Below are 23,116 nucleotides of genomic sequence, written 5' to 3' on the forward strand. Positions count from 1 at the left end.
TATAATCAGCGAAGAATTCAAAAAGGCTTGGATTTTAAGACACCAAATCAAATGGCAGAAGACTTTTATCGGTTAGCTGCCTAGAATCTCCCAAGTGAAAGTCTCCTGCTAATTCAGCACACATCACCTAATTCATTTAAAGATGATGGAGATTCTAAACCTCCAAAAAACCAAACAATAATAATTACAGTCAACCAAATGCCTGTAATAGCAATACCCCAATTTAAACTTTTTTGATTCATCTTTTACTAATAAAAAACCCATACCTAAGTATGGGTTTTACATGAAAATTAAATACTTATCAAATTAAGCTTTTAACCACTTCTCAGCTTTAGCCTGATCTTCAACTTTAAGTTCAACTTCCGTCAATTCTGAACCTGCCGCTTCTACTTCAAAGCTCATCAACTCATCACGGCGGAATGCCAGTACGGTATAAGTTCCATCTTGCTTGGCATATTTTTCTGCCAATTTAACTGTCGCTTTTAGACCATCAATTGCAATAATCACATCATTTGCAGACAAGCCAGTTTTTGCCGCCGCACCGTCACGGCGAGCAGACTGAACCAACACACCTTCAGGCTTATCAGCCAGTTTTAAACCAAATGGCAATGATTTGTCATTTTTGAGTGTATAGCTTAAGCCAAACTCAGGGAACAACTGATCTAACGGCAATTCATCTGTAGTATTAATCAAGTGATTGATTTGTTCTAACCAATCATCACCTGTTAATTCATTACATAAATTGAAAATAGTCCGTTCATTGACTTGAATGCCATTTTGCGCATTTTCATATAGCTTACGCATTAAGGCATCAAGGCTAGAACCGCGCAGGCGTAAGCCTAGATCTAAACACAATGCAACGAGGCAACCTTTGTTGTAGTAACTTGTACCTGCGTTATTTGAGTTTTCATCCTGACGGTAGAATTTCACCCATGCATCAAAGCTTGATTCAGCCACAGTTTGAATCTCACGACCCGGATTTTGCAAATAGCGATCTATTTGTGCTTTTAAAAGCTTGATATAAGAATCCTGATTGATCACACCGCTACGCAGCAAGATCAAATCATCATAATACGATGTAAAACCTTCAAAAATCCAAAGCAAAGAGGTATAGCCTTCTTTGTTGAGGTCATAATTCACAAAGTTTTCTGGACGGATAAATTTTACCAACCATGAGTGGAAATATTCATGGCTGCATAACCCTAAGAAACGTTGATAATCTGCCGATGGTTCTACAGGTTCATTGGCTTTTGGCAAATCATCACGTGGGCTAATTAAACTCGTACTGTTTGGATGCTCTAAACCACCATAGCTATTGGCCGTTGCCATGGTCATAAAGGTATAGTCTTTAAATGGCACCGAACCAAACATTGAAATTTCAGTCGAACAAATTTTTTCGATGTCTTGCTGCATACGCTGCGCGTTCATAGCATGTTTGCCCGACACCACAAACTCATGCGGAATGCCGTTGGCTTCAAAACTAAAACGGGTTTGTTCCGCCAGTTCAAACGGTGCATCAATTAACTGAGCATAGTTATCTGCATATAAGGTATAACGACCTTTCACTAAACTTTTTGACTTTAATCCAGTCGCAAGTTGGAAATGCTTTAACTCGGGTGGCAAGAAAACTTCAACCTCAATGGCTGTATCTTCTTGGTCAACTAAACCTAAACATGCGCAAGCTGGATTGACATATAAACGGCTTTGATCGACATAAGCACCACGGACCGATAAATCGAAGGCATATACATCATATTCAACCGTGATCAACTCATGATCTGTATTGAATAAACGCCATTTATTTTTTTCAAATTTCTCAATTTGTAACAAACGCCCATCTTCATCATATGCTCGAACGGCTTCGATATGCTTCGAAAATTCACGGATTAAGTAACTTCCGGGAATCCAAGTAGGCAACGAAAGCACCTGTGTAGGATTTGCCAAGAAACGTGCAGTGACATGGACTAGATGCTGACGATAATCGTCAAATTCGATTTGATAATGCAACATAATGGGCGATATAAAATAAATAAAAGATAACTTATCAATTAGATTAACATTTTTTACAACTGAATGCGGAACTGTCGCAATTGTCTACAATAATGACTAGTCAGCAGAAAAAAAAAGGCATAGCATGCCTAAAAATTTTTTCGTTTTACCACCAACGGAATGGTTGGTTAAGGAACCTCATTGAAACACATGATTTACCTCATCGCGCTGCTTAGTTTTCTATGCTCCACGATAGCAAATGCTGCCCTTTTAAATATTGTCCCTGAAACCGTTGAAGCTGAAGCTTGGACCATTTTAGACCCTCAGTCGGGTCAGGTGATTGCAGAACATAATAGCCATGTTCAGCGTGCCCCTGCTTCACTTACCAAAATGATGGTGGCTTATATTGCTTTAAAGGAAATTAAAGCAGGTCATTTAAAGAAAAATGAAATCTTAACCGCAACCCCAGTCGTACAAGTGGTTCAATGGGATGAATCACAAATGTATCTCAAAGCTGGTGAACAAATTTCAGTTGATCAGCTTTTAGCAGGTCTTGTGGTCATGTCAGCCAATGATGCCGCAGTGACTTTAGCTGAACGCATTTCTGGTGATATTCCAAAATTTATTGAACGCATGAACAAAGAAGCTAAAGCTTTGGGCATGAATGACACCAATTTTCAAAATCCAGCCGGTATTACCATGCCAGAACATTATTCATCGGCGGCTGACCTTGCACGTTTAGGGCAAGCACTGGTGACTGACACACCTGACTATTTGTATTATTCAAAACAACAAAGTTTTAGTTATAACCAACGCTTCCACCGTGCAACCAATATCTTATTAAAACAAGATCCCACCGTTGATGGCTTAAAAACAGGTTTTACTAAAGCTGCAGGTTATAACTTAGCTTTAACAGCCAACCGTTTGATCGCGAATCCTGACGCGCCAGAACGTCGTTTGATTGTTGTAGTATTAGGGGCAAAAAGTGGATTAAAACGTGCAGAAGTAGCACACAACCTCATGAACTTGGCTTATACCTATACCCGTAATGAAGTTGCAATCAAAGATAAGCAATTAATTGCAGAATTACCTGTGGTTAAATCAACCTTGAAAATGTTTAAGGTGGAAACTCAACAACCTAAACTGATTACAACTTCACTTTATGATCAAGCTTATGCCATCGATTTAAAAGCTTTTGATCCTACACAGCAACGTATTCTTTTAAATACTGGCAATGGCCAAATTCAAGCCATTGAACCACTTCATGAAACACAGACTAAACTGAGTGTTGAAGTAAATGAAAAAGAACTCACTGCGCCTTTGGCTGAAGTAATGAAATTAGCCACCGTTACTGTTTATCAAAATAATCAGCTGATCAATACCTTTGATATCGAAGATGACGTGCAAATTGAAGAAGCCAATATTTTTGAGCGTTTCATGATGTGGATCAAAGGCCTTTTTAGCATCTTTAATACGGATGCAGCAGAAGTTAAAACCTACCCTTTAGGTCAATGATGTGATTATGTAACTTGTAAGACAATTCGTTATTTGTGCAATAAAGAAGATGACATACTCGTGCCATCTTCTTTTTTTCAACAATAATAAAATAGGTAATTCAATGAATAACGCTGATGACTCCAAGTTACACCATATTGTCATTGTCGGTGGTGGTGCTGGTGGTTTAGAACTGGTCACACAACTCGGTGATTTACTCGGTAAAAAAAAGAAAGCGCGCATTACCCTCGTAGATATGAAACTCACGCATGTTTGGAAGCCCCTCTTGCATGAAATTGCCGCAGGGACGATGTCAGTCAGCGAAGAAGAAATCAACTACTATGCGCATGCTGCGAAGCATCATTATGAATTTGTCTTGGCTAAGTTTGAAAATGTTCAGCCTGCTGAAAAAACAATTCAGCTCAGCAAAGTCCAACAAGGTAAATATGAATCCATTCAAGAACAACTGCAACTGAGTTATGACACCCTTGTTCTTGCTTTAGGCTCAGTTTCCAACGATTTCAATACACCGGGCGTGTATGAACATTGCCACTATTTAGACAGTCTGCAACAAGCTGAAATCTTCCAACAAGATCTCTTACAGTTGTATTTGGATGCGCAAAATAGCAATACAGCACGTGAGTTGAAAATTGCCATTATTGGCGCAGGTGCAACGGGGGTTGAACTTTCAGCAGAATTGGTTGAAGCCAAAAATAATTTTTATAAATATGGTTTAAATAAAATTCATCCTCAAAGCGTACAGATCAATTTAATTGAAGGTGCTGATCGGATTCTACCTGCACTCCCTGAAAAAATGGCCGAGCATGCACAGCAGCAATTACAACGCATGAAAATTGAGGTCTTAACCTCTAAACGTGTGGAAAAAGTCGATGCTGAACATGTTTATTTTAATGATGGCAGTAAAATTAAAGCTGAACTGAAAGTTTGGGCGGCAGGTATTAAAACACCAGAAGTGATTTCGAAGCTTGAAGGTTTTGAAAAAGACCGTATGGGGCGTTTAAGTGTGTATGCAACACTACAAACCAAAGCCTACCCTGACATTTTCGCTTTTGGTGATTGTGCTCATTGTCAACCGCGCGCAGATGAGCCTGTCCTCGGCCCACGCGCTCAAGTGGCCAGCCAACAAGCGTCATTTCTCGTGGATTGCTTAAAGGCACGCATCCGTGGTCAGCAACTCCCAATGTTCGTATTTTCAGACAAAGGCTCCCTAGTCTCATTAAGCAAGCATAAAGCGGTTGGTGAACTTTTAGGTCAGGTCAATGTTCAAGGCTTTGTTGCCAAATCAATGTATGTTTCATTGTATCGAATGCATCAAGCCACAATTTACGGCTATGCACATGCAGGACTATTAACGGCTAAAGATTTTGTTACACGAAAAATCGCGCCTAAAATTAAATTGCATTGAAATTTACAGATTTGCCCCGATTAATGAAAAAAGCATCATAAGCATTTAAAAATTGCATTTTTTTGATAAATTTAGTCTACAAAAGTGCAATTTCACTTTATGATGTAACCCTTAAAAAATTGAATGGATCAATAACATGACTGCTATTGCAAATAACTCTGTGGTTTCTTTCCACTACACATTGACTAATGCAGAGGGTGAAACTCTCGACCAATCTCAAGGTGAGCCACTAGCATATTTGCACGGCGCTGGTAACATCATTCCAGGTCTTGAAAAAGCACTTTTAGGCAAAACTGTTGGTGAAAAATTCACTGTAACTGTTCCTGCTGCTGAAGGTTATGGCGAATACAACCCTGACCTAGTTCAAGAAGTTCCTGCTCAAATGTTCCAAGGCGTGGACAACATCCAACCTGGTATGCAATTCCAAGCTCAAACTGATGACGGCGTTCAAATCGTGACAGTTAAAGCGGTTGAAGGCGACAACGTTCTTGTTGATGCAAACTTCCCACTTGCTGGTCAAGATTTAACTTTCGAAGTTGAAATCGTTGAAATCCGTGAAGCTTCTGCTGAAGAACTTGAACACGGTCACGTACACGGTGCAGGCGGTCACCACCACTAAGATCCTCTGATCTCAAGTGCAAAAAGGCAAAGTTTTTACTTTGCCTTTTTTTATTTGCTATATTTCATGTAAAGCAAATAATTTATTGAATAAGAATGAAAACTCATACCCTTCTATTAAGTCTATGTCTCATAAATATGTCTTTTCCAGCATACGGATCTAGCGATACTTGTCGCAGTTTCGAATTAAAAAGCGCAAAGCAACTCAATCGCGTCTATCAAAAAGATGAATTCTATATTTTTTATTCGGATAAACAGAAAAGTAGAGACCGCATCCAAAATCTGAACGATACAAACAATAATGCAATTCCTGACTATATCGAAGATATTGCCATCCAAGCAGTCGCATCAAGAGATATCTTTAAACTAGCAGGATTTAGACATCCTCTAAAAAGCCCAAGATATAAGAATGTAAAGGCTATTGCCATATATGTACACGAACTAAAAGGAAATGGGCTCGCCTATGAAAACTCATCTCGAGCGCCAAGTGCCACGAATCTTAAAAATAATCTTTGCTTTATCAGCATTTCTATTTCAAATCAATTAAAAGACTTTCCTGGAAATTATTGGACTACGATCACTCACGAATTATTTCATTTATACCAATATAGCTATGCACAATTTAAAAACGCATGGTACTTGGAAAGTATGGCTAATTGGGCTGAACGTGCACTTAGACGTGATATTACACCGCAAACAACTCAATTACGTGCATTACCCCAAAATGCATTACAAGTTAATGAGCAATTCTTTAATAAAAACTATAATCACATGTGGCGGCGTTTGTTTTTCAAACAACAAAAAGATGCATTCTTAGTCCCCGATGAGCTTCTAAAGAGAACTTATATTGATGGTTCACTGGTATTTAAAGATAATGTTTGGTATGGAACTAAATTTGCAAAACATTTTTTAACCGACCTAGAAAATTCATCCATTAAAATAAGTAACGAAAAAAAATGGAACCCTTATCAATGGAAAGAATCGGATCAAAAGCTAAAGCAATGGAATTGTACAATCTTTAAAACTTATCAAAACAACCTTAAAGAATTTGATAAAAAAGATAATGAAATTAAATCTCTAAATGAAATATCATCAAAATCTATTAATGATTTTTGTTCGTGATAGAAAAAAAGCAGGCCACGGCCTGCTTTTTTAAAATGGATAATTCATTCATACTATTAACGACGTTGGTTATAAATCTGCTGCGCTGCAGGTAGATTTTTACGCATCGCTTCAATACGTTGTGAGTTTGATGGATGCGTTGATAAGAATGATGAACCTCCCGCACCTTCAAGCTTATTCATTTTTTCCCAAAGCGTAATCGCCGCTTGTGGGTTATAACCTGCACGTGCCATTAACATTAAGCCACCTTGGTCTGCACGGCTTTCCAAAGAACGTGAATAAGGCAGACCTATACCAATTTGACTACCCAACTGCGCGGCCGCAGTACCCAATTGACCGACATTATTACCTGCCGCACTTAAACCAATATTCAATGCAAGATCAGTTAAGGCTTGCGCTCCCAATTTACTTTTTGCATGCTCTTCAAGAGCATGGACCATTTCATGTCCCATAACTGCTGCAATTTCTGCATCGGTTAAATTCAGTTTATTGACGATACCTGTATAAAATACAACTTTACCGCCTGGAGCGACAAAGGCATTGACTTGGTCTGATTTCATGACTGCCAATTGCCATTGGAACGCTTGACCCGTTTGGTTCATTTGGTCTGCAAATGGGCGAAGTTTGAGGAATACTGAATTAATTCGTTTATACGTACTTGATGAAGTATCTAACTGATTTTTAGAACGCGCATCCGCCACCATTTTGTTATAACTTTGTGTTGCTTGCGCGTTCAATGTAGCAGTATCCGCTCCTGCCATATCTGCCACTGTCGCACAGCCCGAAATCGTCATTACACCGGCCATACACAGGCTCGTTAGAATTATTTTTTTCATTAAGGATACTCCAGACCATTAAAATATAAGTGAATTTATGGATATTATATTCTTATGGTTTGGAGCTTAAAACGAAGTTATAGCGACTTATAATAGTATTTATGTAATTTTTTTAAGCTGAAAATTGAAGAACCAACCAATAGACTAAACAAACCACATTCAAGCCTAAATAAACTTGCATTAATGGCTTGATTTTTTCTTCTAACTGCACATTTTTTCGCTTAAAAAATAGGACAGCATTTTGTATCAAAACTATAGGTACAAGAATACAGGCAATAATCACCGACAATCCAATCAGGGCTTGATAAATCAATTGTGGATCTTGAGTTTGAGCACGAATGATCATCATGGCAATAGTGGGTGCTCCCCCCATCGCAAATAATAAAGAATAAAAAATGGTCGTCGAAATATTCTTTTGCATCCTGCACTTCTCTTCCTAATTCAAATTGCATTTTAGCAACTCACCACAAAGTGTATAGCGTACTAAAATGCAACTTTAGTCTTGAAAACAGCCGATATTAACGACGTACACTCGAAGGTGTCGCATTTTTATAAAATTACTGCGCTTCTGGCATCATTTTTTGCATGGCAGCAATACGATCATTATTGCTTGGGTGTGTAGACATAAATTTGCTCAGTGCATCATTGCCACTGTTGTCATTCGCATTCATTTTTTTCCACAATGAAATCGCCGCTTCTGGATTGTATCCAGCCTTTGCCATCATCACTAGGCCACCTTTATCCGCGCGACTTTCCAAATTACGTGAATACGGCAAGCCCACACCAAATTGACTACCCAAATCAAGCAAGGTTGCACCATAGCCGCCTGCAGCATTGCCTACATATTGTGAACCGATACTCACCGCAAGATTGGTCAGTGCTGAAGCGCCAATTTTATTTTTTGCATGTTCCTCTAAGGCATGAACCATTTCGTGACCCATGATTGCTGCGACTTCATCATCCGTCAGTTTGAGGGTTTCGACGATTCCTGTATAGAAAACAACTTTCCCGCCGGGTGCAACATAGGCATTGATTTCTTTAGACTTGATCACGGCAACTTTCCAATCAAAAGCCTGACCCGTTTGATTCATCTGATCTGCAAATGGTTTCATTTTCCAGAAAACACGGTTTACTTTTTGATAAGTTGCAGACTTGGTATCGAGCACTTGTTTGGTCTGAGCGTCTTTCAGCATTGCGTTATAAGACTGTGTTGCTTGTAAGTTCAAAGATGCAGAATCAGCACCTGCAAGATCAGCAATCGTGGTACAACCTGATAAAGAAGCTGCTACGGCAAAGCATGCCAAAGATTTTTTATAATTCATCATGATCTCTAGTTATTTATAAAGAGTGTCAAATATATACAAAAAATTGACTGACTCAATATTTTTATGCTTATTTTTTTCAAAATCTTTATTTTTCCATTATTTAAATTTAATATCTGATGTTACCCCGTAAAAATAATTTCACATTTTTTAAATACTTTTAAGTATATTCAACGGAGTCTTACATCTTGGGTTTAAATACAGGGATTAGCCTTCGGCTGGAGGTACACACATGAAACAATGTTTCTCATTAGGCAAAATGAGAAGCGTGCTTCGCAAGGAAACCATCTTGCGGTGCAATGCACCTCACCGACAAAACTCGTTCACTAGTGTCAAATTATTCACAGTATTGCAAAAACATTTTTTGATTAAAAGTTGTCCTGTCTCAAACACTTGCGGATGACCTTACGCGTATCGTTCTTTTCTTTGAATCAAATAGCACTTCGGATGTTACTGCGTATTATTAGCTAATAATACCTGTCGTTTTTTGAATTTTTATGCTTCGCTCTATAAAAAAAGCCCCGCTTTCGCGAGGCTTTTGACATCTTAATTCAACAGCACATTATGCGTCGAATGGATGACGTAATACGATTGTTTCATCACGGTCTGGACCAGTTGAAATGATGTCGATTGGACATTCAATCAATTGCTCTAAACGTTTCACGTAGTTAATTGCATTTTGTGGCAATTGATCTAGTGATTTCGCACCGAAAGTAGACTCAGACCAACCTGGCATAGTTTCATAGATTGGTTTTAAAGTTTCAAATGCAAGCGCATCAGAAGAACCTACACAACCAGAATCAGCTGCTTCGTAACCTACACAGATTTTCACTTCTTCTAAACCATCTAGAACGTCTAGTTTAGTTAAGCAAATACCAGAAAGTGAGTTTACTTCTACTGAACGACGTAGAATTTCAGCATCGAACCAACCACAACGACGTTGACGGCCAGTAGACGCACCAAATTCAGAACCTACAGTACCCAAGTGTTTACCGATTGCATCACCAACATCGTTAGCAGCATCATAAACAAGTTCAGTTGGGAACGGACCAGCACCTACACGAGTTGTGTACGCTTTAGTGATACCCAATACATAGTCAAGGTGTAATGGACCAAGACCAGAACCTGAGCTTACGCCACCAGCAGTTGTGTTTGAAGAAGTAACATACGGATATGTACCGTGGTCAACGTCAAGAAGTGAACCTTGCGCACCTTCAAACATGATTTTCTTACCCGCTTTACGGTAAGCATGAAGTTCGCCAGTAACGTCCATCACCATAGGTTCGATGACTTTACGCCATTCGTCACATAGAGCGATTACATCTTCAACTTTAACGGCTTCAACACCGAAGAATTGAGTCAATTGGAAGTTATGGTATTCAAGAAGCTCTTCAAGTTGAGCTTTAAGATGAGCACCACCACGAACCAAGTCAGCAACACGGATTGCACGACGGGCCACTTTGTCTTCGTATGCAGGACCGATACCACGACCTGTTGTACCAATTTTCGCATTGCCACGTTTTTTCTCACGTGCTTGGTCAAGGGCGATATGGTGTGGAAGGATCAATGGGCAGTTTGGAGAAATACGTAGACGTTCACGTACAGGCACGCCTTCTTTTTCTAAAACTTCCATTTCATGGATTAAAGCTTCAGGTGATAAAACAACACCATTACCAATTAAGCACAATACGTTGTCACGTAAAATACCAGATGGAATGAGGTGTAATACAGTTTTCTTACCACCAACCACAAGTGTATGACCTGCGTTGTGTCCACCTTGATAGCGAACTACCGCAGCCGCTTGATCTGTGAGCAGGTCGACGATCTTACCTTTACCTTCGTCGCCCCATTGGGTACCAAGTACCACAACATTCTTGCCCATAATAGCCTCATTGCATCATGCTGTTAAAATTGGAAAAAACGTGTGTGCCCGCAGGCACATCCGCGATTAAATTTGTTTGATTGTCCACTCGCCATTTGCATTCACCAACTGGTGCGTTGCATACGGTGCTGAGCTTAAATCATCATTACCTAACAATTGAACAACACTGAATCCTTCGGTACGTGCTGCCTCAATTGCCTTTAATAAATCTGCTTCGATGCCTTTTGGTGCAACCAAAACTTGGCTTTTCTGAACTTGACCTGCAGTTAATGCATATAGGTCACAAGAAAAACCTGTAGCTGGACGCGCACGACCGAAGTGTTCACCAATACCGTCATAGCGACCGCCTTGAGCCAATGGCGCAGCACGGTTTGGCGCATATACGGCATACATTAAACCAGTGTGATAGTGATATGAACGAAGTTCAACCACATCAATACCAATGTGTAAGTCTGGCCAACGGGCTTGGATTGCCGCTTGAGTCGATTTCACTGCATCAAAAGCCAGTTTAAATGCTTCGTTATTTAAAACTTCAGCACTTAAATTTGCTTGTAACGCATCTAAATCACTTGCAAAACGACCTAAAGTATAAAAGTCAGCACCATTTGGAATGCTTTGTGTGAATTCAGCAAGTTCAGGTAGAGCTTTACGTTGATACAAGTCAGATAACTGACGTTCAACTGCTTTGCTCAAGCCAGCTTGTTTCACCATGCTGCGGAATAAACCGACATGCCCTAAATCAAGATGGATACCATCTGCATGACCTGCTTTAGCAAGCAAGTTGATCATGACATCAATCAGTTCAACGTCAGCATCAATGCTGTCTGAACCAAATAATTCAGCACCTAACTGTAAAGGTGCACGTGTGGTATTAAAACCCTGTGGCTTAGTATGTAGTACTGTACCAGCGTAGCAATAACGAGCTACACCTTCGACAGGATGTACATGCGCATCAATACGAGCCACTTGTGGTGTCATATCGGCACGCACACCAAGCAAACGACCTGAAAGTTGGTCGATCACTTTAAAAGTGGCTAAGTCTAAATCTTGATTCGATTCTGAAAGAGAAGATAGAGATTCGATGTATTCAATGAATGGCGTGTACACCAACTGATAACCTCGAGATGCGAGGAAATCTAATGCTTCACGACGCAAAGATTCAATCACTTGCGCCTGTTCTGGCAGTACATCAGCTACACCATCAGGTAATAACCATGTCTCTGAAATGGGCATGTTGTAAACCTAAATTCTTGTCAGCGCGGAACAAATCCGCATAAAAAAATCGGGAGCACACCCGATTTCTCCTAGTTTAGCACGATAGTTTTACGCTTGCACACGACTTTTTCATAAAAGATGCTTCAGCATTTATTACTTCATCTACAGCTTTAACTTTTACAACTAAATCCATGTTTATGCTTATATTTTAAAATCCTGTGAACGTTATTTTTTTAACCATTTGATAAAAAATAATAAGCGTCCTACTTTCTATAGATGAAGTTTTAAACAAAGTTATAAATATGATCAGGCTCAATAACTTAATTTAAGACTCGAACATCAATCCAAAGGAAGTGCTGTAGTTTGTTTAACAGCCTGTAACGGTATCTCTGTTTTTACATTTTGCACACTGGCGATCTGCGTTAAATGATGAATCTGAAACTTTCGATAGGCTTCTAAATCTGCCACGACGATACGTAAGAAAAAGTCACAATCCCCTGCCATGAGTTGACATTCAACCACTTCAGGCATCGTTTGAATCGCTGCAACAAAATCATTCACGGTTTTTGCATCTTGACCTTTTAGCCAAATCCGAGCAAATACCGTTAAACTTAAATTCAATTTTGACTGGTTCAGTAAGGCGACATATTTTTCAATATAGCCTTCATCTTCTAGTTGCTTGACCCGTCTCAAACATGGCGAAGGCGATAAACCAACAAGTTGGGCCAATTCATTATTTTGTAGTTTTCCATTTTGCTGTAATGCTTGCAAAATGCGTTTATCTATCTGATCCATCAATAAAGGCACTAAATTTCACAATAATCTTTATTTTAGCAATTTCATTGCACAATAAAAGCAATCTTTCACAAAACAGCTGCCAAATGCTGCTCAGATATCCATAAAATATTGCTTTCGATCTCGCTTCATGGAAAACGTCATGTTGATGTTTAGACAAAGTACACTCAATCATACCCATTCAGAGCATTCTATTGAGTTTAAACGAGGTCTAAAAACATCTATTCCAATGCTGCTGGGCATTATTCCTTTTGCATTAGTTCTGGGTGCTCAGGCAACACATAAAGGCTTTTCTAGTTTAGAAGTTCCGCTTTTGACTGGTCTTAACTTTGCAGGTGGTTCTGAATTTGCCATTTTGCAAGTTTGGACCAATCCCCCTAATATTCTCATGCTGATGTTTATTACGTTTTTAGTGAATAGTCGGCACCTATTAATGGGGGCGAGCCTTGTCCCGTATTTACGACATCTCCCGAATCGCACGGTTTATACCGCTTTATTTTTTATGTGCGATGAAAGTTGGGCCGTAGGTTTGGCCGATGCGCAAAAAAAATCTAATGCTTTGGGAATTCAGCGCGCCTTTAGTTTAATGTTCTATGCAGGCTTATGCTGTGCTCTATATTTGATGTGGGTCGGCTTTACCACTTTAGGAGCAATGATCGGACCGATACTTGGCGATATTAGTCGACTTGGTTTTGATATGGCCTTCCCTGCTGTATTTCTTGTTTTACTACGTGGCATGTGGAAAGGCTTTAAAGCGGCACGTCCATGGCTGGTCAGTTTGATTGCCGCATCTCTGGCTTATTTGTATCTCCCTGCGGGCTGGTATGTTCCGATTGGCGCAGTTACGGGTATTGCTTCTGCATTTTTCCTAATTGGAGATGATGTATGATCCACTCTAGCACCCTGATCGCGATTCTATTTATTGCCTTAACCACTTACCTGACCCGTATCTTGGGTTATGTGTTACTGAAAAACCGTAGCCTCACCAACAAACAACGTCAAATTATGGAAGTTGTTCCCGGCTGTGTGTTGATCTCAGTGATCGCGCCTTATTTTGTTAAAGATAATCCTGCTGATTTGATCGTGATGGCCATTACCCTATTTGCAGCATCACGTTTTTCATTATTGCCTACCGTTGTGATTAGCATGCTTTCAGCAGCCGTGTTAAGACAAATTTTGATTTAGTCCCATACGATCATATGTTGAAAAACGCGTGAACTACGATTTGAACCCAATGACAATAAATATTGAGAATCATCTTATTGGATAAAAAAATACCCATACCTTGAGATTACATGCTTCATGCAGATATCGAGCTATGGGCAGTCTTCTTTATCTTTCGATTAGCTTTGATCGGTTTTGACAACTTTTGCCAAAATGTTCACCAATTCTGCATTTTGCAATTCAACTTGCTGTAATTTGTGAGTGGTTTGATCTAATACTTCTTGCTGGATATGCATTTTCTTTGCAAGGTCTTGCATAATTTCCAAGGTCTTTTTCAGGTTGGCTTCTAGATGCACCACTTTTTCCTCGAGTGGCAAGGTTTCATGCGCGGTAGATTGCGATACGTCACGATTAAACTGTAGCCAAATTAAAAATATAACCGCCAGCGCCAATAATAAAATAAATCCCCAAAGTAACATCAACATCATGCTCAATACTCTTTATATATTTCTTTGACTTTCATCTTAAACAATAAATCGGCTGTGCTTGAATATTTTTTAAAGTTTTTCAATATTTTCGAGATACATCAACGTCATTACGCATGATTTTTCATCTAATTTTAAAAAATAAAAAACACCTACAAGCTAGTAGATGTTTTCTATATTGGATAAGTTTGAATTTTTATAAAGAGTGAAAACTTTCACATAAATCGAGCAAGCGGTTCGCATAGCCCCATTCATTGTCATACCATGCGAAAACTTTTGCTTGCTTTCCTACCACCATGGTTTGATTCAAATCGACAATCAATGAATAAGGTGAATGATTAAAATCACTTGAGACCAAGGGCTCATCGGTTACTGACATAATTTCATGATAATCAAAACGTGCAGCTTTGCTTAACACTGCATTTAACTCATGCTTGGTGATAACTGATTGAGACACAAAACTTAAATCGATTGCAGCAACATTGATAGTCGGCACACGAATCGAATAGCCATCGATTCGATCTTCCATTTTCGGCATGACCCGTTTCAACGCACCCAGAGCTGAAGAGGTCGTTGGAATAATATTTTGACCTGAAGCTCGCGCACGACGTAAGTCACGATGTGCATGATCCAATACAGACTGATCCGCAGTCACAGCATGAATTTCTGTCATGAGTGCTGTGTCTATACCAAAGGCATCATCAATAATTTTGACTAAAGGCACCAAAGCCTGCGTGGTACACGACACACTCGAAATAATTTGATCCGTCGCTTTGACTTCATGATGATTAACACCATACACAATCGCAGCATCAACACTGTCAAACGGCGCCGCACCAATAATCACACGTTTGGCACCTGCACCAATATGTTGTGTGGCTGCCTCTCGCGATCTAAATAAACCTGTGCATTCGAGTACCACATCGACATTCAGTTGCTGCCAAGGCAAAAGACTCGGCTGTGCTTCATTTAAAACTTGCACTTTGAGATGCGCTTGAGCACAAGAGATATCTAGAAAAATAGCGCCATCTTGTTCAAGAATTTCGACTTGGCCTGCAAAACGACCATGCGTGGTGTCATATTTAAACAAATGCACCATGGTTTCCACATCAGCGACATCATTTATGGCAACAATTTCATAATGAAATTCTTTTGGATTTTCAAACCAAGCGCGTAATACATTGCGTCCGATTCGACCAAATCCATTAATTGCCACTCGCTGCATGACTTACCCTTCATTTTAAAACAGTTATAAAGCGCTTATATATTAAAGGATTTCAACAATAATTCGTAATCATTAATTCTCTTAATACTTATTAAAATGGGTGTTGAGTGAAAATATTCAAAATAGCTTTTCGACTTTATAATGAAGAAAAATATTCTATAGACTATAAATCACAATGATGAAGCAAACACTACAACCATTTTATTTGTTCTGGCAAAAGCTTAAACCTACAAAGCTCTTTTACGCTTCCATCTCAATATTTTTGATATTTTTATTAGGTTCAACCGAGACTACAGCGCAAATATATCAACACTGTTCATCAGCGGAGATACAAAAATTACAACGCCTATTCTCAGACGATAATTCCTCCAATGCCAATGAACCTGTATTTCAGGACTGCATTCAACTTCAGCATAGTCGTCGATTATTAGCCCTTTCTAGTAATGCGACTGACGTGATTCAGGACAATGCGGGCAATTATGATCTAAAGCTTTATCTTATAGATAAAGGCACATTTCAAGTACTAAAAGTATTTAAGTCACCTAAAGGCATTGTGCCTACGACACGTTTAGATAATGTTCAATTTGATCTCACTCCCTATGCAAAAGATCAGGACTTGGTGGGTATTGCTTTAAAACAATCGCACATAGGCGGTATTCATTCATCAAGACGATTGCTTTACCTTTATGCCATTCAAACTGATTCAAAAATTTTAGCTGTCTTAAATGGACTAATGACCAACTACAACAGCAGTACACAAAGTGCTTGTGATGACTGGAATACTGAAGAATTGAAGCGCACCTTACACATCAGCAATCAAACCCATAAGGGCTTCCCTATTTTCTTAATCAAAGAGTCGAGCATTAGCAGCCATTACAATCACAAAAACTGCAAAGCGTCCGCTGAACTTGACCAAGGTCGTTATCAGCTCAAATTTAATGGCAAGGAATACCCCATTCAACACATAAAAAAGACAGATCCTGACTTATAAGCTGATTAATTCACGCCTTTAAAATTTGAAAATGCGTTTAGGATTTAAGTAAAATTTCATCTTAAATTTATAAATAAACCAAAGTACCATTGAGTAAAAACTGCCAAAATTTTCACAACCATAATGAAAATGAATCAATTCAAATGAATTATATAAAAAGTCATATAGTTCATTGAAAATCATTGGTCACTACACCTTTTTCCGTTATAATTTAGCGTTTTTAAATTTTATGTCAGCATCTCAAGCCAGCTTTAAAATTTTGTAAGACTTGCTTGATAGGCTATTACCAAATCGAAATTAGGAGAGACTTGGTTGTGAGTACTCGTTTTATGACATCAGCTGAAATTCGCGAAGCTTTTTTAAGCTACTTTGAATCGCAAGGGCATACACGTGTCGCGTCGAGTTCTCTGGTACCTGCCAACGACCCAACACTATTGTTCACAAATGCTGGTATGAACCAGTTTAAAGACTGCTTCCTCGGTCTTGAAAAACGTGACTACGTTCGTGCTACATCTTCACAAAAATGTGTCCGTGCCGGCGGTAAACACAACGACCTAGACAACGTTGGTTATACAGCACGTCACCACACGTTCTTTGAAATGTTGGGTAACTTCTCATTTGGTGACTACTTCAAACGTGATGCCATCACATTTGCTTGGGATTTCTTAACCAACGAAAAATGGTTAGGTCTGCCAAAAGATAAACTATATGCCACTGTTTACCATACAGATGACGAAGCATTTGATATCTGGAACAAAGAAATTGGTCTAGACGCTTCACGAATTATCCGTATCGGTGACAATAAAGGCGAAAAATACGCTTCAGATAACTTCTGGGCAATGGGCGATACAGGTCCTTGCGGTCCATGTTCAGAAATCTTCTTTGACCATGGCGACCACATTTGGGGCGGCTTACCGGGCACTCCTGAAGAAGATGGCGACCGTTTCATCGAAATTTGGAACAACGTATTCATGCAGTTCAACCGTACTGCTGATGGCGTACTGCATGAACTTCCAGCGCCGTCTGTAGATACAGGTATGGGCCTTGAGCGTATTTCTGCTGTTTTACAGCATGTAAACTCAAACTACGAAATTGACCTATTCCAAAACCTACTTAAAGCTGCTGCTGAAATCATTGGTTTAGATACCACTGAACTTGAAGCAAAAGCACAAGCAGAAAACAAACCAGTTGAATACCCTGCTTCACTTAAAGTTGTGGCTGACCATGCACGTTCTTGCTGCTTCTTGATTGCAGACGGTGTTAACCCGTCTAACGAAGGCCGTGGCTATGTACTTCGCCGTATTATCCGTCGTGCAGTACGTCATGGTAACAAATTGGGTGCAACAGGTTCATTCTTCCATAAAATGTTGCAGCCGCTGATCGACGTGATGGGCGCTGCTTATCCTGAGCTTGCTGCACAGCAAGCACGTATCGAAGCACAGCTTTTGAAAGAAGAAGAACAATTCGCAAAAACTTTAGAGCAAGGTTTGAAATTGCTTGAAGGCGAATTGGCTCAACTTAAAGGTTCAGTGATTCCAGGCGAAACTGTATTTAAACTTTACGATACTTACGGCTTCCCGACTGACTTAACAGCAGACATTGCACGTGAACGTGATTTAACGATTGATGAAGCTGGTTTCGAAGTCGAAATGGCGGCTCAACGTCAACGTGCACGTGATGCTGGTAAATTTGCTGTCGACTACAACTCAATTGTGAAAGTTGAAGGCGAGACTCAATTTGACGGCTATGACGCAACTCAAGGCCAAGGTCAAATTGTTGCAATCTACAAAGACGGCGAACAAGTTGATGAAGTTTTTGAAGGTGACGAAGCACTAATCGTTCTAAACCAAACTCCGTTCTATGCAGAAAGTGGCGGTCAAGTTGGCGATACAGGTATCTTCAAAAACGAAACTGGTATTTTTGAAGTTCAAGACACCAAAAAATCAGGCGGCGCATTTGTACACCAAGGCATCGTGACCATGGGTAACTTAAAAGCGGCTCAAGCGGTTGAAGCGATTGTTAAAGCAGATATCCGTGCAGCAACATCGCGCAACCACTCTGCGACTCACCTGTTGCATGCAGCGCTGCGCCAAGTTTTGGGTACGCACGTACAGCAAAAAGGCTCATTGGTTGCCAGCGAACTTTTACGTTTTGACTTTGCCAATGATCAGCCTGTTTCATTTGAACAGCTTCAAGAAATTGAACGCATTGTCAATGCCGAAGTGATTGCCAATACGGCTGTTTCAACTGAACTTTTAGACATCGATGCTGCTAAAGAAAAAGGCGCGATGATGTTGTTCGGTGAGAAATACGGTGACGAAGTACGTGTACTTTCAATGGGTACAACCAAAGATGAGAAAAACTTCTCTATCGAACTTTGTGGCGGTATTCACGTAAAACGCACAGGCGACATCGGCCTATTTAAGATCACTTCTGAAGGCGGTGTTGCTGCAGGCGTACGCCGTATTGAAGCCGTTACAGGCACTAAAGCTGTTGAAGCTGCGCAAAAAGCTGATCGTGACATTCATGCAATTAATGACTTGCTGAAAGCGCAAAAAGATCAAACTTTAGAAAAAGTTGAAGCTTTATCTCACACTGCGTCTAGCCTGCAAAAACAAATTGAACAATTGAACCAAAAATTAGCAAGCTTCCAAGCAGCTGAGTTATTAAGTCAAGTTCAAGAGATTGCTGGCCGCAAAACATTAATCACTACCGTTCAAGGTGTAGATGCGAAATCACTTCGCAACTTGCACGATGGTGTGAAATCTAAGTTAGACAATGCTGTGATCGTGATCGCAGCGGTTGATGCCGACAAAGTGAGCCTCATTACTTCGGTTGCTAAAGAATACACTGCTGCTGTAAAAGCAGGTGACATCATCAAACACCTTGGTCAAGAACTTGGCGGTAAAGGTGGTGGTAAACCTGATATGGCTCAAGGTGGTGCGCCTTATAGCGACAAACTTGAAGCAGTAATGACTGACCTCGTTGCATGGTTAGCTGCAAAATAAGACCAAAAGTCCTATAGCTCAAAGTGACTCACCTCCTTTGAGCAAATCAACAGGTTTAAGCAGTGTGTTTTTTAATGCTGGATCCTGCTTAAACACTGTTGATGCGTGAAAGCGCAAACTCAATCATCATGTTGAAACCAATATTCAACCTCTGGCTAAATGATGAAAATGGAGTCTAAAAGGCTGGGTTCATGTGAATCCCCTGCAGACACAAAGTATCTATTTGAACTCCTCCTACCTTGGAGTTCATAAGCTACGTGGTATATTAAAATCGCGCCGAAGTGCGGTCTTAAAATATGTGTAAGTGCTTTAAGTCTTTAGACTTATTTACTTGGTAAGGATAGTTATGGCATTAATCGTTCAAAAATATGGCGGTACCTCAATGGGTACTCCAGAGCGCATTTTAAATGTTGCTCGTCGTGTAAAGCGTTGGCATGATCACGGTCACAAAGTTGTGGTTGTTGTATCTGCAATGAGTGGCGAAACCAATCGTCTACTTGCTTTAGCGAAAGCCATTACCGAAACCCCTGATCCACGCGAATTAGACCAAATGGTGTCTACGGGTGAACAGGTAACGATTTCTATGTTAGCAATGGCACTTAACTCTATTGGTGTTGAAGCTAAATCACTTACAGGTCGTCAAGTCGGTATTAAAACCGACAGCGCATTTACCAAGGCGCGTATTGAAGCGATTGATACGGATGTATTGACTTCAAACCTTGACGCTGGACGTGTCATTGTAGTGGCAGGTTTCCAAGGCTTTGATGCCGAAGGTAACACTACGACTCTAGGTCGTGGTGGTTCTGACACTTCAGGTGTTGCATTGGCAGCTGCACTTAAAGCTGATGAATGTCAGATTTACACAGACGTTGATGGTGTTTACACCACTGACCCTCGTGTCGCTCCAAAAGCGAAAAAAGTTGATCGTATTTCTTTTGAAGAAATGCTTGAAATGGCATCACTTGGTTCTAAAGTCCTTCAAATTCGCTCTGTAGAATTTGCCGGTAAATACCAAGTGCCTTTACGCGTATTATCAAGTTTTGATAATGACGATGATGGCGCATTCGACGAAAACTTTAAACAAAACGTCGGGACACTAATCACCACTGAAGCGGAAGACAACATGGAACAACCAATCATCTCAGGTATCGCGTTCAACCGTGATGAAGCTAAATTAACTATTCTTGGTGTACCGGATAAACCAGGTATCGCTTCAAACATCCTTTCACCAATTGGTGATGCCAATGTTGAAGTGGATATGATTATCCAAAACGTGGAAGAAGACGGTACAACTGATTTCACTTTTACAGTTAACCGTGGTGAATTACCAAAAGCGAAAGCTATTCTTGAAGCGACTGCACAAGAAATTGGTGCACGTGAAGTTGCAACTCGCGCAGACATCGTTAAAGTATCGATTGTTGGTGTTGGTATGCGTTCACACGCTGGTGTAGCAAGCAAAATGTTTACTGCTCTTGCAAAAGAAGGCATTAACATTTTGATGATCTCGACTTCTGAAATCAAAATTTCAGTGATTATCGATGAGAAATACTTAGAGCTTGCTGTACGTGCTCTACACACTGCATTCGGTCTAGACCGTGAAACAGGTGAATCAAGCGCGCGTGCTTAATTAACCTTGCTGTGTGTCAAAATTTGTCATTGTTAGACAGATTTTGAAAAACATCGTAAAAATTCAGAGCCACTATAGTTTTTTTTATAGTGGCTCTGTTATATTAAACCTGAGGATTTTAAAATTTACTCAGTTTGCGACTGTCACAATGATTGTTTCAGATGCACTGCTAAATTTTTTTGCTTTTACAAGTTATGAATTTTACATAACAGATCATTTGCAGGTTTTGCATTTTGCAAGGAGAGAAACATGCTGATTCTGACTCGTCGTGTCGGAGAAACATTAATGATTGGAGACCAAGTTAGCGTGACTGTACTTGGTGTTAAAGGTAATCAGGTTCGTATTGGCGTGAATGCTCCAAAAGAAGTATCTGTTCATCGTGAAGAAATTTACCAACGAATTCAACATGAACGCGCAATGCACGAACATCTCCAAAACATTGATCAAGAATATCAGCCATCTTTTGAAGAAACTGATTATTCACAAAACAACTATAATCGCTAAGATTTAAGTTGTTAAATGATAAAGCGGCTCATTAGGCCGCTTTAAATTTATCTAGAACATGCGTTTACTATATAAGTTCAACTGAGCTTAATTACTGCCCTTCTAGAACTTTACGTACGGGGCCAAAACTGCGGCGATGTTCATCAATCACCCCATACTGTGCAATCGCTTCGAAGTGCGCTTTGGTTGGATAGCCCTTGTGTTTCGCAAAACCATACTGTGGATATTTTGCATCCAGTTCAACCATTTCGTGGTCTCGAGTCACTTTTGCCAAAATACTCGCAGCCGAAATCTCTGGATGAATCGCATCACCGCCCACGATTGCATCACAGCTCATTGCTAAACCGGTTGGGACTTTATTACCATCGACCAACACGTGTTCTGGCTGTACATTGAGTTTTTCCACTGCACGACGCATCGCAAGTAACGATGCTTGCAAAATATTGATCTCATCAATTTCTTGTGCAGAACTTTCAGCAATCGCCCAAGCCAAGGCTTTTTCTTGAATCTCAATAAATAACTTTTCACGTTTTTTTTCAGTGAGTTTTTTAGAATCGTTTAAACCTTCAATCGGGTTATTTGGATCTAAAATGACAGCTGCCGCAACAACCGAACCCACCAATGGACCGCGACCCGCTTCATCTGCACCAGCAATTTTCATATATCTCTCACTCAAAAATAAAATACGACCCTTAATTTGGATTTGCTGATACTCAGCTATACCAATGTCTGGGTCGTATAAAATGTTCTAAATCTTAGTTTTTAAATGTTTCAATCACGCAAGCATTTAAAGTATTTGTCACGATTTTAGACGCAAGATTTGCTTGTGAAGTTTTATCCATTGCTGCTACAACCAAATCCGTTGCAGTCACGCTAGTTGTCGCTTTCTCGCCTACACATGAACACACTTCAGTTTGTAGTTCAGATTTTTGAGTTTCTGTTAATAGTTTTGAACCAGTTTTCCAGTAGCTGTTGTTATTTAGCTCAGTCACGCATTTCGCTTGAACACCCACTTTAACCGCCATCATTGCCAAGCTGTTTGCTGAAGTTGTACCTGTAGAGGTACTTGTACCTGTTGTACCAGTCGCAGCACATGCAGAAAGAACAAGCGCTAATGGTGCTAGAATAGCAACTAATTTTTTCACGAATATTTCCTTTGTTCTGTTAATTAACGCGCATATTGTGCCCCAAATCACACACCATCTGATATGACTATTTAAAATAAATTCGGTAACTGTAGATCTCTTTCATAAATCAAAAAACGATCTTCTTTTTGGTTAATATTAGCACTCCGGATTTCTTAGCATTCGTGCATAATCTGCGGATGAAATACATCGATTCAAACAAGCTTTCTGATCCTCAGTTCAAGCGATACACAGGCATCTCATGGTCAACTTTCTATTTGATGGTTGA

The 23,116-nt window shown here is 39.9% G+C and carries 21 protein-coding genes; 10 read left to right on the forward strand and 11 right to left on the reverse strand.

Going from position 1 to position 23,116, the window contains the following annotated elements; translation table 11 throughout:
• Window positions 1–306: 306 nt before the first annotated feature.
• Complete coding sequence (locus FTU16_RS15335; protein ID WP_180163611.1) at window positions 307–2,010, reverse strand: M61 family metallopeptidase; 1,704 nt, start codon at window positions 2,008–2,010, stop codon at window positions 307–309.
• A gap of 180 nt (window positions 2,011–2,190) precedes the next feature.
• Between FTU16_RS15335 and FTU16_RS15340 the strand changes: the two genes are divergently transcribed.
• The 4 genes from FTU16_RS15340 to FTU16_RS15355 all read left to right on the forward strand — a co-directional run bounded on the left by FTU16_RS15340 (window position 2,191) and on the right by FTU16_RS15355 (window position 6,649).
• Window positions 2,191–3,504: a D-alanyl-D-alanine carboxypeptidase PBP6B gene (locus FTU16_RS15340; protein WP_306669395.1), complete on the forward strand. Its 1,314-nt coding sequence runs from the start codon at window positions 2,191–2,193 to the stop codon at window positions 3,502–3,504.
• 103 nt (window positions 3,505–3,607) lie between these two features.
• Window positions 3,608–4,909, forward strand: a complete 1,302-nt coding sequence (locus FTU16_RS15345; protein ID WP_180163612.1) for an NAD(P)/FAD-dependent oxidoreductase — start codon at window positions 3,608–3,610, stop codon at window positions 4,907–4,909.
• Between the two features lie 136 nt (window positions 4,910–5,045).
• A complete protein-coding gene (locus FTU16_RS15350) occupies window positions 5,046–5,528 on the forward strand; it encodes a peptidylprolyl isomerase (protein ID WP_078189067.1) in 483 nt (160 codons plus the stop codon).
• 137 nt (window positions 5,529–5,665) lie between these two features.
• Window positions 5,666–6,649: a hypothetical protein gene (locus FTU16_RS15355; RefSeq protein WP_180088512.1), complete on the forward strand. Its 984-nt coding sequence runs from the start codon at window positions 5,666–5,668 to the stop codon at window positions 6,647–6,649.
• A 56-nt stretch (window positions 6,650–6,705) separates the two neighbouring features.
• Here the strand turns inward: FTU16_RS15355 and FTU16_RS15360 are convergent, their stop codons facing one another.
• From FTU16_RS15360 to FTU16_RS15385, 6 genes are all read right to left on the reverse strand, one after another.
• On the reverse strand, window positions 6,706–7,485 hold the full coding sequence (locus tag FTU16_RS15360) for a M48 family metallopeptidase (protein WP_111885895.1): 780 nt from the start codon (window positions 7,483–7,485) through the stop codon (window positions 6,706–6,708).
• 112 nt (window positions 7,486–7,597) lie between these two features.
• A complete protein-coding gene (locus FTU16_RS15365; protein ID WP_180059773.1) occupies window positions 7,598–7,906 on the reverse strand; it encodes a hypothetical protein in 309 nt (102 codons plus the stop codon).
• A 136-nt stretch (window positions 7,907–8,042) separates the two neighbouring features.
• On the reverse strand, window positions 8,043–8,807 hold the full coding sequence (locus tag FTU16_RS15370) for a M48 family metallopeptidase (RefSeq protein WP_180163613.1): 765 nt from the start codon (window positions 8,805–8,807) through the stop codon (window positions 8,043–8,045).
• A gap of 562 nt (window positions 8,808–9,369) precedes the next feature.
• Window positions 9,370–10,689: an adenylosuccinate synthase gene (locus FTU16_RS15375; protein ID WP_078189071.1), complete on the reverse strand. Its 1,320-nt coding sequence runs from the start codon at window positions 10,687–10,689 to the stop codon at window positions 9,370–9,372.
• Window positions 10,690–10,755: 66 nt separating this feature from the next.
• Window positions 10,756–11,922, reverse strand: coding sequence for an ATP phosphoribosyltransferase regulatory subunit (locus FTU16_RS15380; RefSeq protein WP_180074063.1), 1,167 nt, complete (start codon window positions 11,920–11,922; stop codon window positions 10,756–10,758).
• Window positions 11,923–12,243: 321 nt separating this feature from the next.
• Window positions 12,244–12,699, reverse strand: a complete 456-nt coding sequence (locus tag FTU16_RS15385; protein WP_078189073.1) for an Lrp/AsnC family transcriptional regulator — start codon at window positions 12,697–12,699, stop codon at window positions 12,244–12,246.
• 142 nt (window positions 12,700–12,841) lie between these two features.
• Here FTU16_RS15385 and FTU16_RS15390 point away from each other — a divergent pair, with 142 nt between their 5' ends.
• Both FTU16_RS15390 and FTU16_RS15395 read left to right on the forward strand, forming a co-directional pair.
• Window positions 12,842–13,588, forward strand: a complete 747-nt coding sequence (locus FTU16_RS15390) for an AzlC family ABC transporter permease (RefSeq protein ID WP_180050088.1) — start codon at window positions 12,842–12,844, stop codon at window positions 13,586–13,588.
• The gene (locus FTU16_RS15395; RefSeq protein ID WP_180003989.1) at window positions 13,585–13,884 is read left to right on the forward strand and encodes an AzlD family protein; all 300 of its coding nucleotides are present in this window, start codon (window positions 13,585–13,587) and stop codon (window positions 13,882–13,884) included. The genes FTU16_RS15390 and FTU16_RS15395 overlap by 4 nt, the downstream gene beginning before the upstream one ends.
• Before the next feature lie 158 nt (window positions 13,885–14,042).
• Here the strand turns inward: FTU16_RS15395 and FTU16_RS15400 are convergent, their stop codons facing one another.
• Together FTU16_RS15400 and FTU16_RS15405 are read right to left on the reverse strand one after the other, a co-directional pair.
• The gene (locus FTU16_RS15400; protein ID WP_168379360.1) at window positions 14,043–14,345 is read right to left on the reverse strand and encodes a hypothetical protein; all 303 of its coding nucleotides are present in this window, start codon (window positions 14,343–14,345) and stop codon (window positions 14,043–14,045) included.
• Window positions 14,346–14,544: 199 nt separating this feature from the next.
• Entirely contained in the window at window positions 14,545–15,573 is a 1,029-nt protein-coding gene (locus FTU16_RS15405; protein ID WP_180042042.1) for a type I glyceraldehyde-3-phosphate dehydrogenase, read from the reverse strand.
• Between the two features lie 175 nt (window positions 15,574–15,748).
• Between FTU16_RS15405 and FTU16_RS15410 the strand changes: the two genes are divergently transcribed.
• From FTU16_RS15410 to csrA, 4 genes are all read left to right on the forward strand, one after another.
• Window positions 15,749–16,564, forward strand: a complete 816-nt coding sequence (locus FTU16_RS15410; protein ID WP_180163614.1) for a hypothetical protein — start codon at window positions 15,749–15,751, stop codon at window positions 16,562–16,564.
• Between the two features lie 314 nt (window positions 16,565–16,878).
• Window positions 16,879–19,572, forward strand: a complete 2,694-nt coding sequence (alaS, locus tag FTU16_RS15415) for an alanine--tRNA ligase (protein ID WP_180163615.1) — start codon at window positions 16,879–16,881, stop codon at window positions 19,570–19,572.
• 346 nt (window positions 19,573–19,918) lie between these two features.
• Window positions 19,919–21,199, forward strand: a complete 1,281-nt coding sequence (locus FTU16_RS15420; protein ID WP_078189079.1) for an aspartate kinase — start codon at window positions 19,919–19,921, stop codon at window positions 21,197–21,199.
• Window positions 21,200–21,448: 249 nt separating this feature from the next.
• A complete protein-coding gene (gene csrA / locus FTU16_RS15425) occupies window positions 21,449–21,703 on the forward strand; it encodes a carbon storage regulator CsrA (protein WP_078189080.1) in 255 nt (84 codons plus the stop codon).
• Between the two features lie 91 nt (window positions 21,704–21,794).
• On the opposite strand, the gene rnhB is transcribed toward csrA, so the two are convergent.
• Both rnhB and FTU16_RS15435 read right to left on the reverse strand, forming a co-directional pair.
• Window positions 21,795–22,364, reverse strand: a complete 570-nt coding sequence (rnhB, locus tag FTU16_RS15430) for a ribonuclease HII (protein ID WP_168379347.1) — start codon at window positions 22,362–22,364, stop codon at window positions 21,795–21,797.
• Window positions 22,365–22,458: 94 nt separating this feature from the next.
• On the reverse strand, window positions 22,459–22,848 hold the full coding sequence (locus FTU16_RS15435; RefSeq protein WP_180163616.1) for a hypothetical protein: 390 nt from the start codon (window positions 22,846–22,848) through the stop codon (window positions 22,459–22,461).
• Window positions 22,849–23,116: the final 268 nt, after the last annotated feature.

Source organism: Acinetobacter sp. YH12069 (assembly GCF_013419675.1).
In the GTDB taxonomy this organism is placed as follows: domain Bacteria; phylum Pseudomonadota; class Gammaproteobacteria; order Pseudomonadales; family Moraxellaceae; genus Acinetobacter; species Acinetobacter amyesii.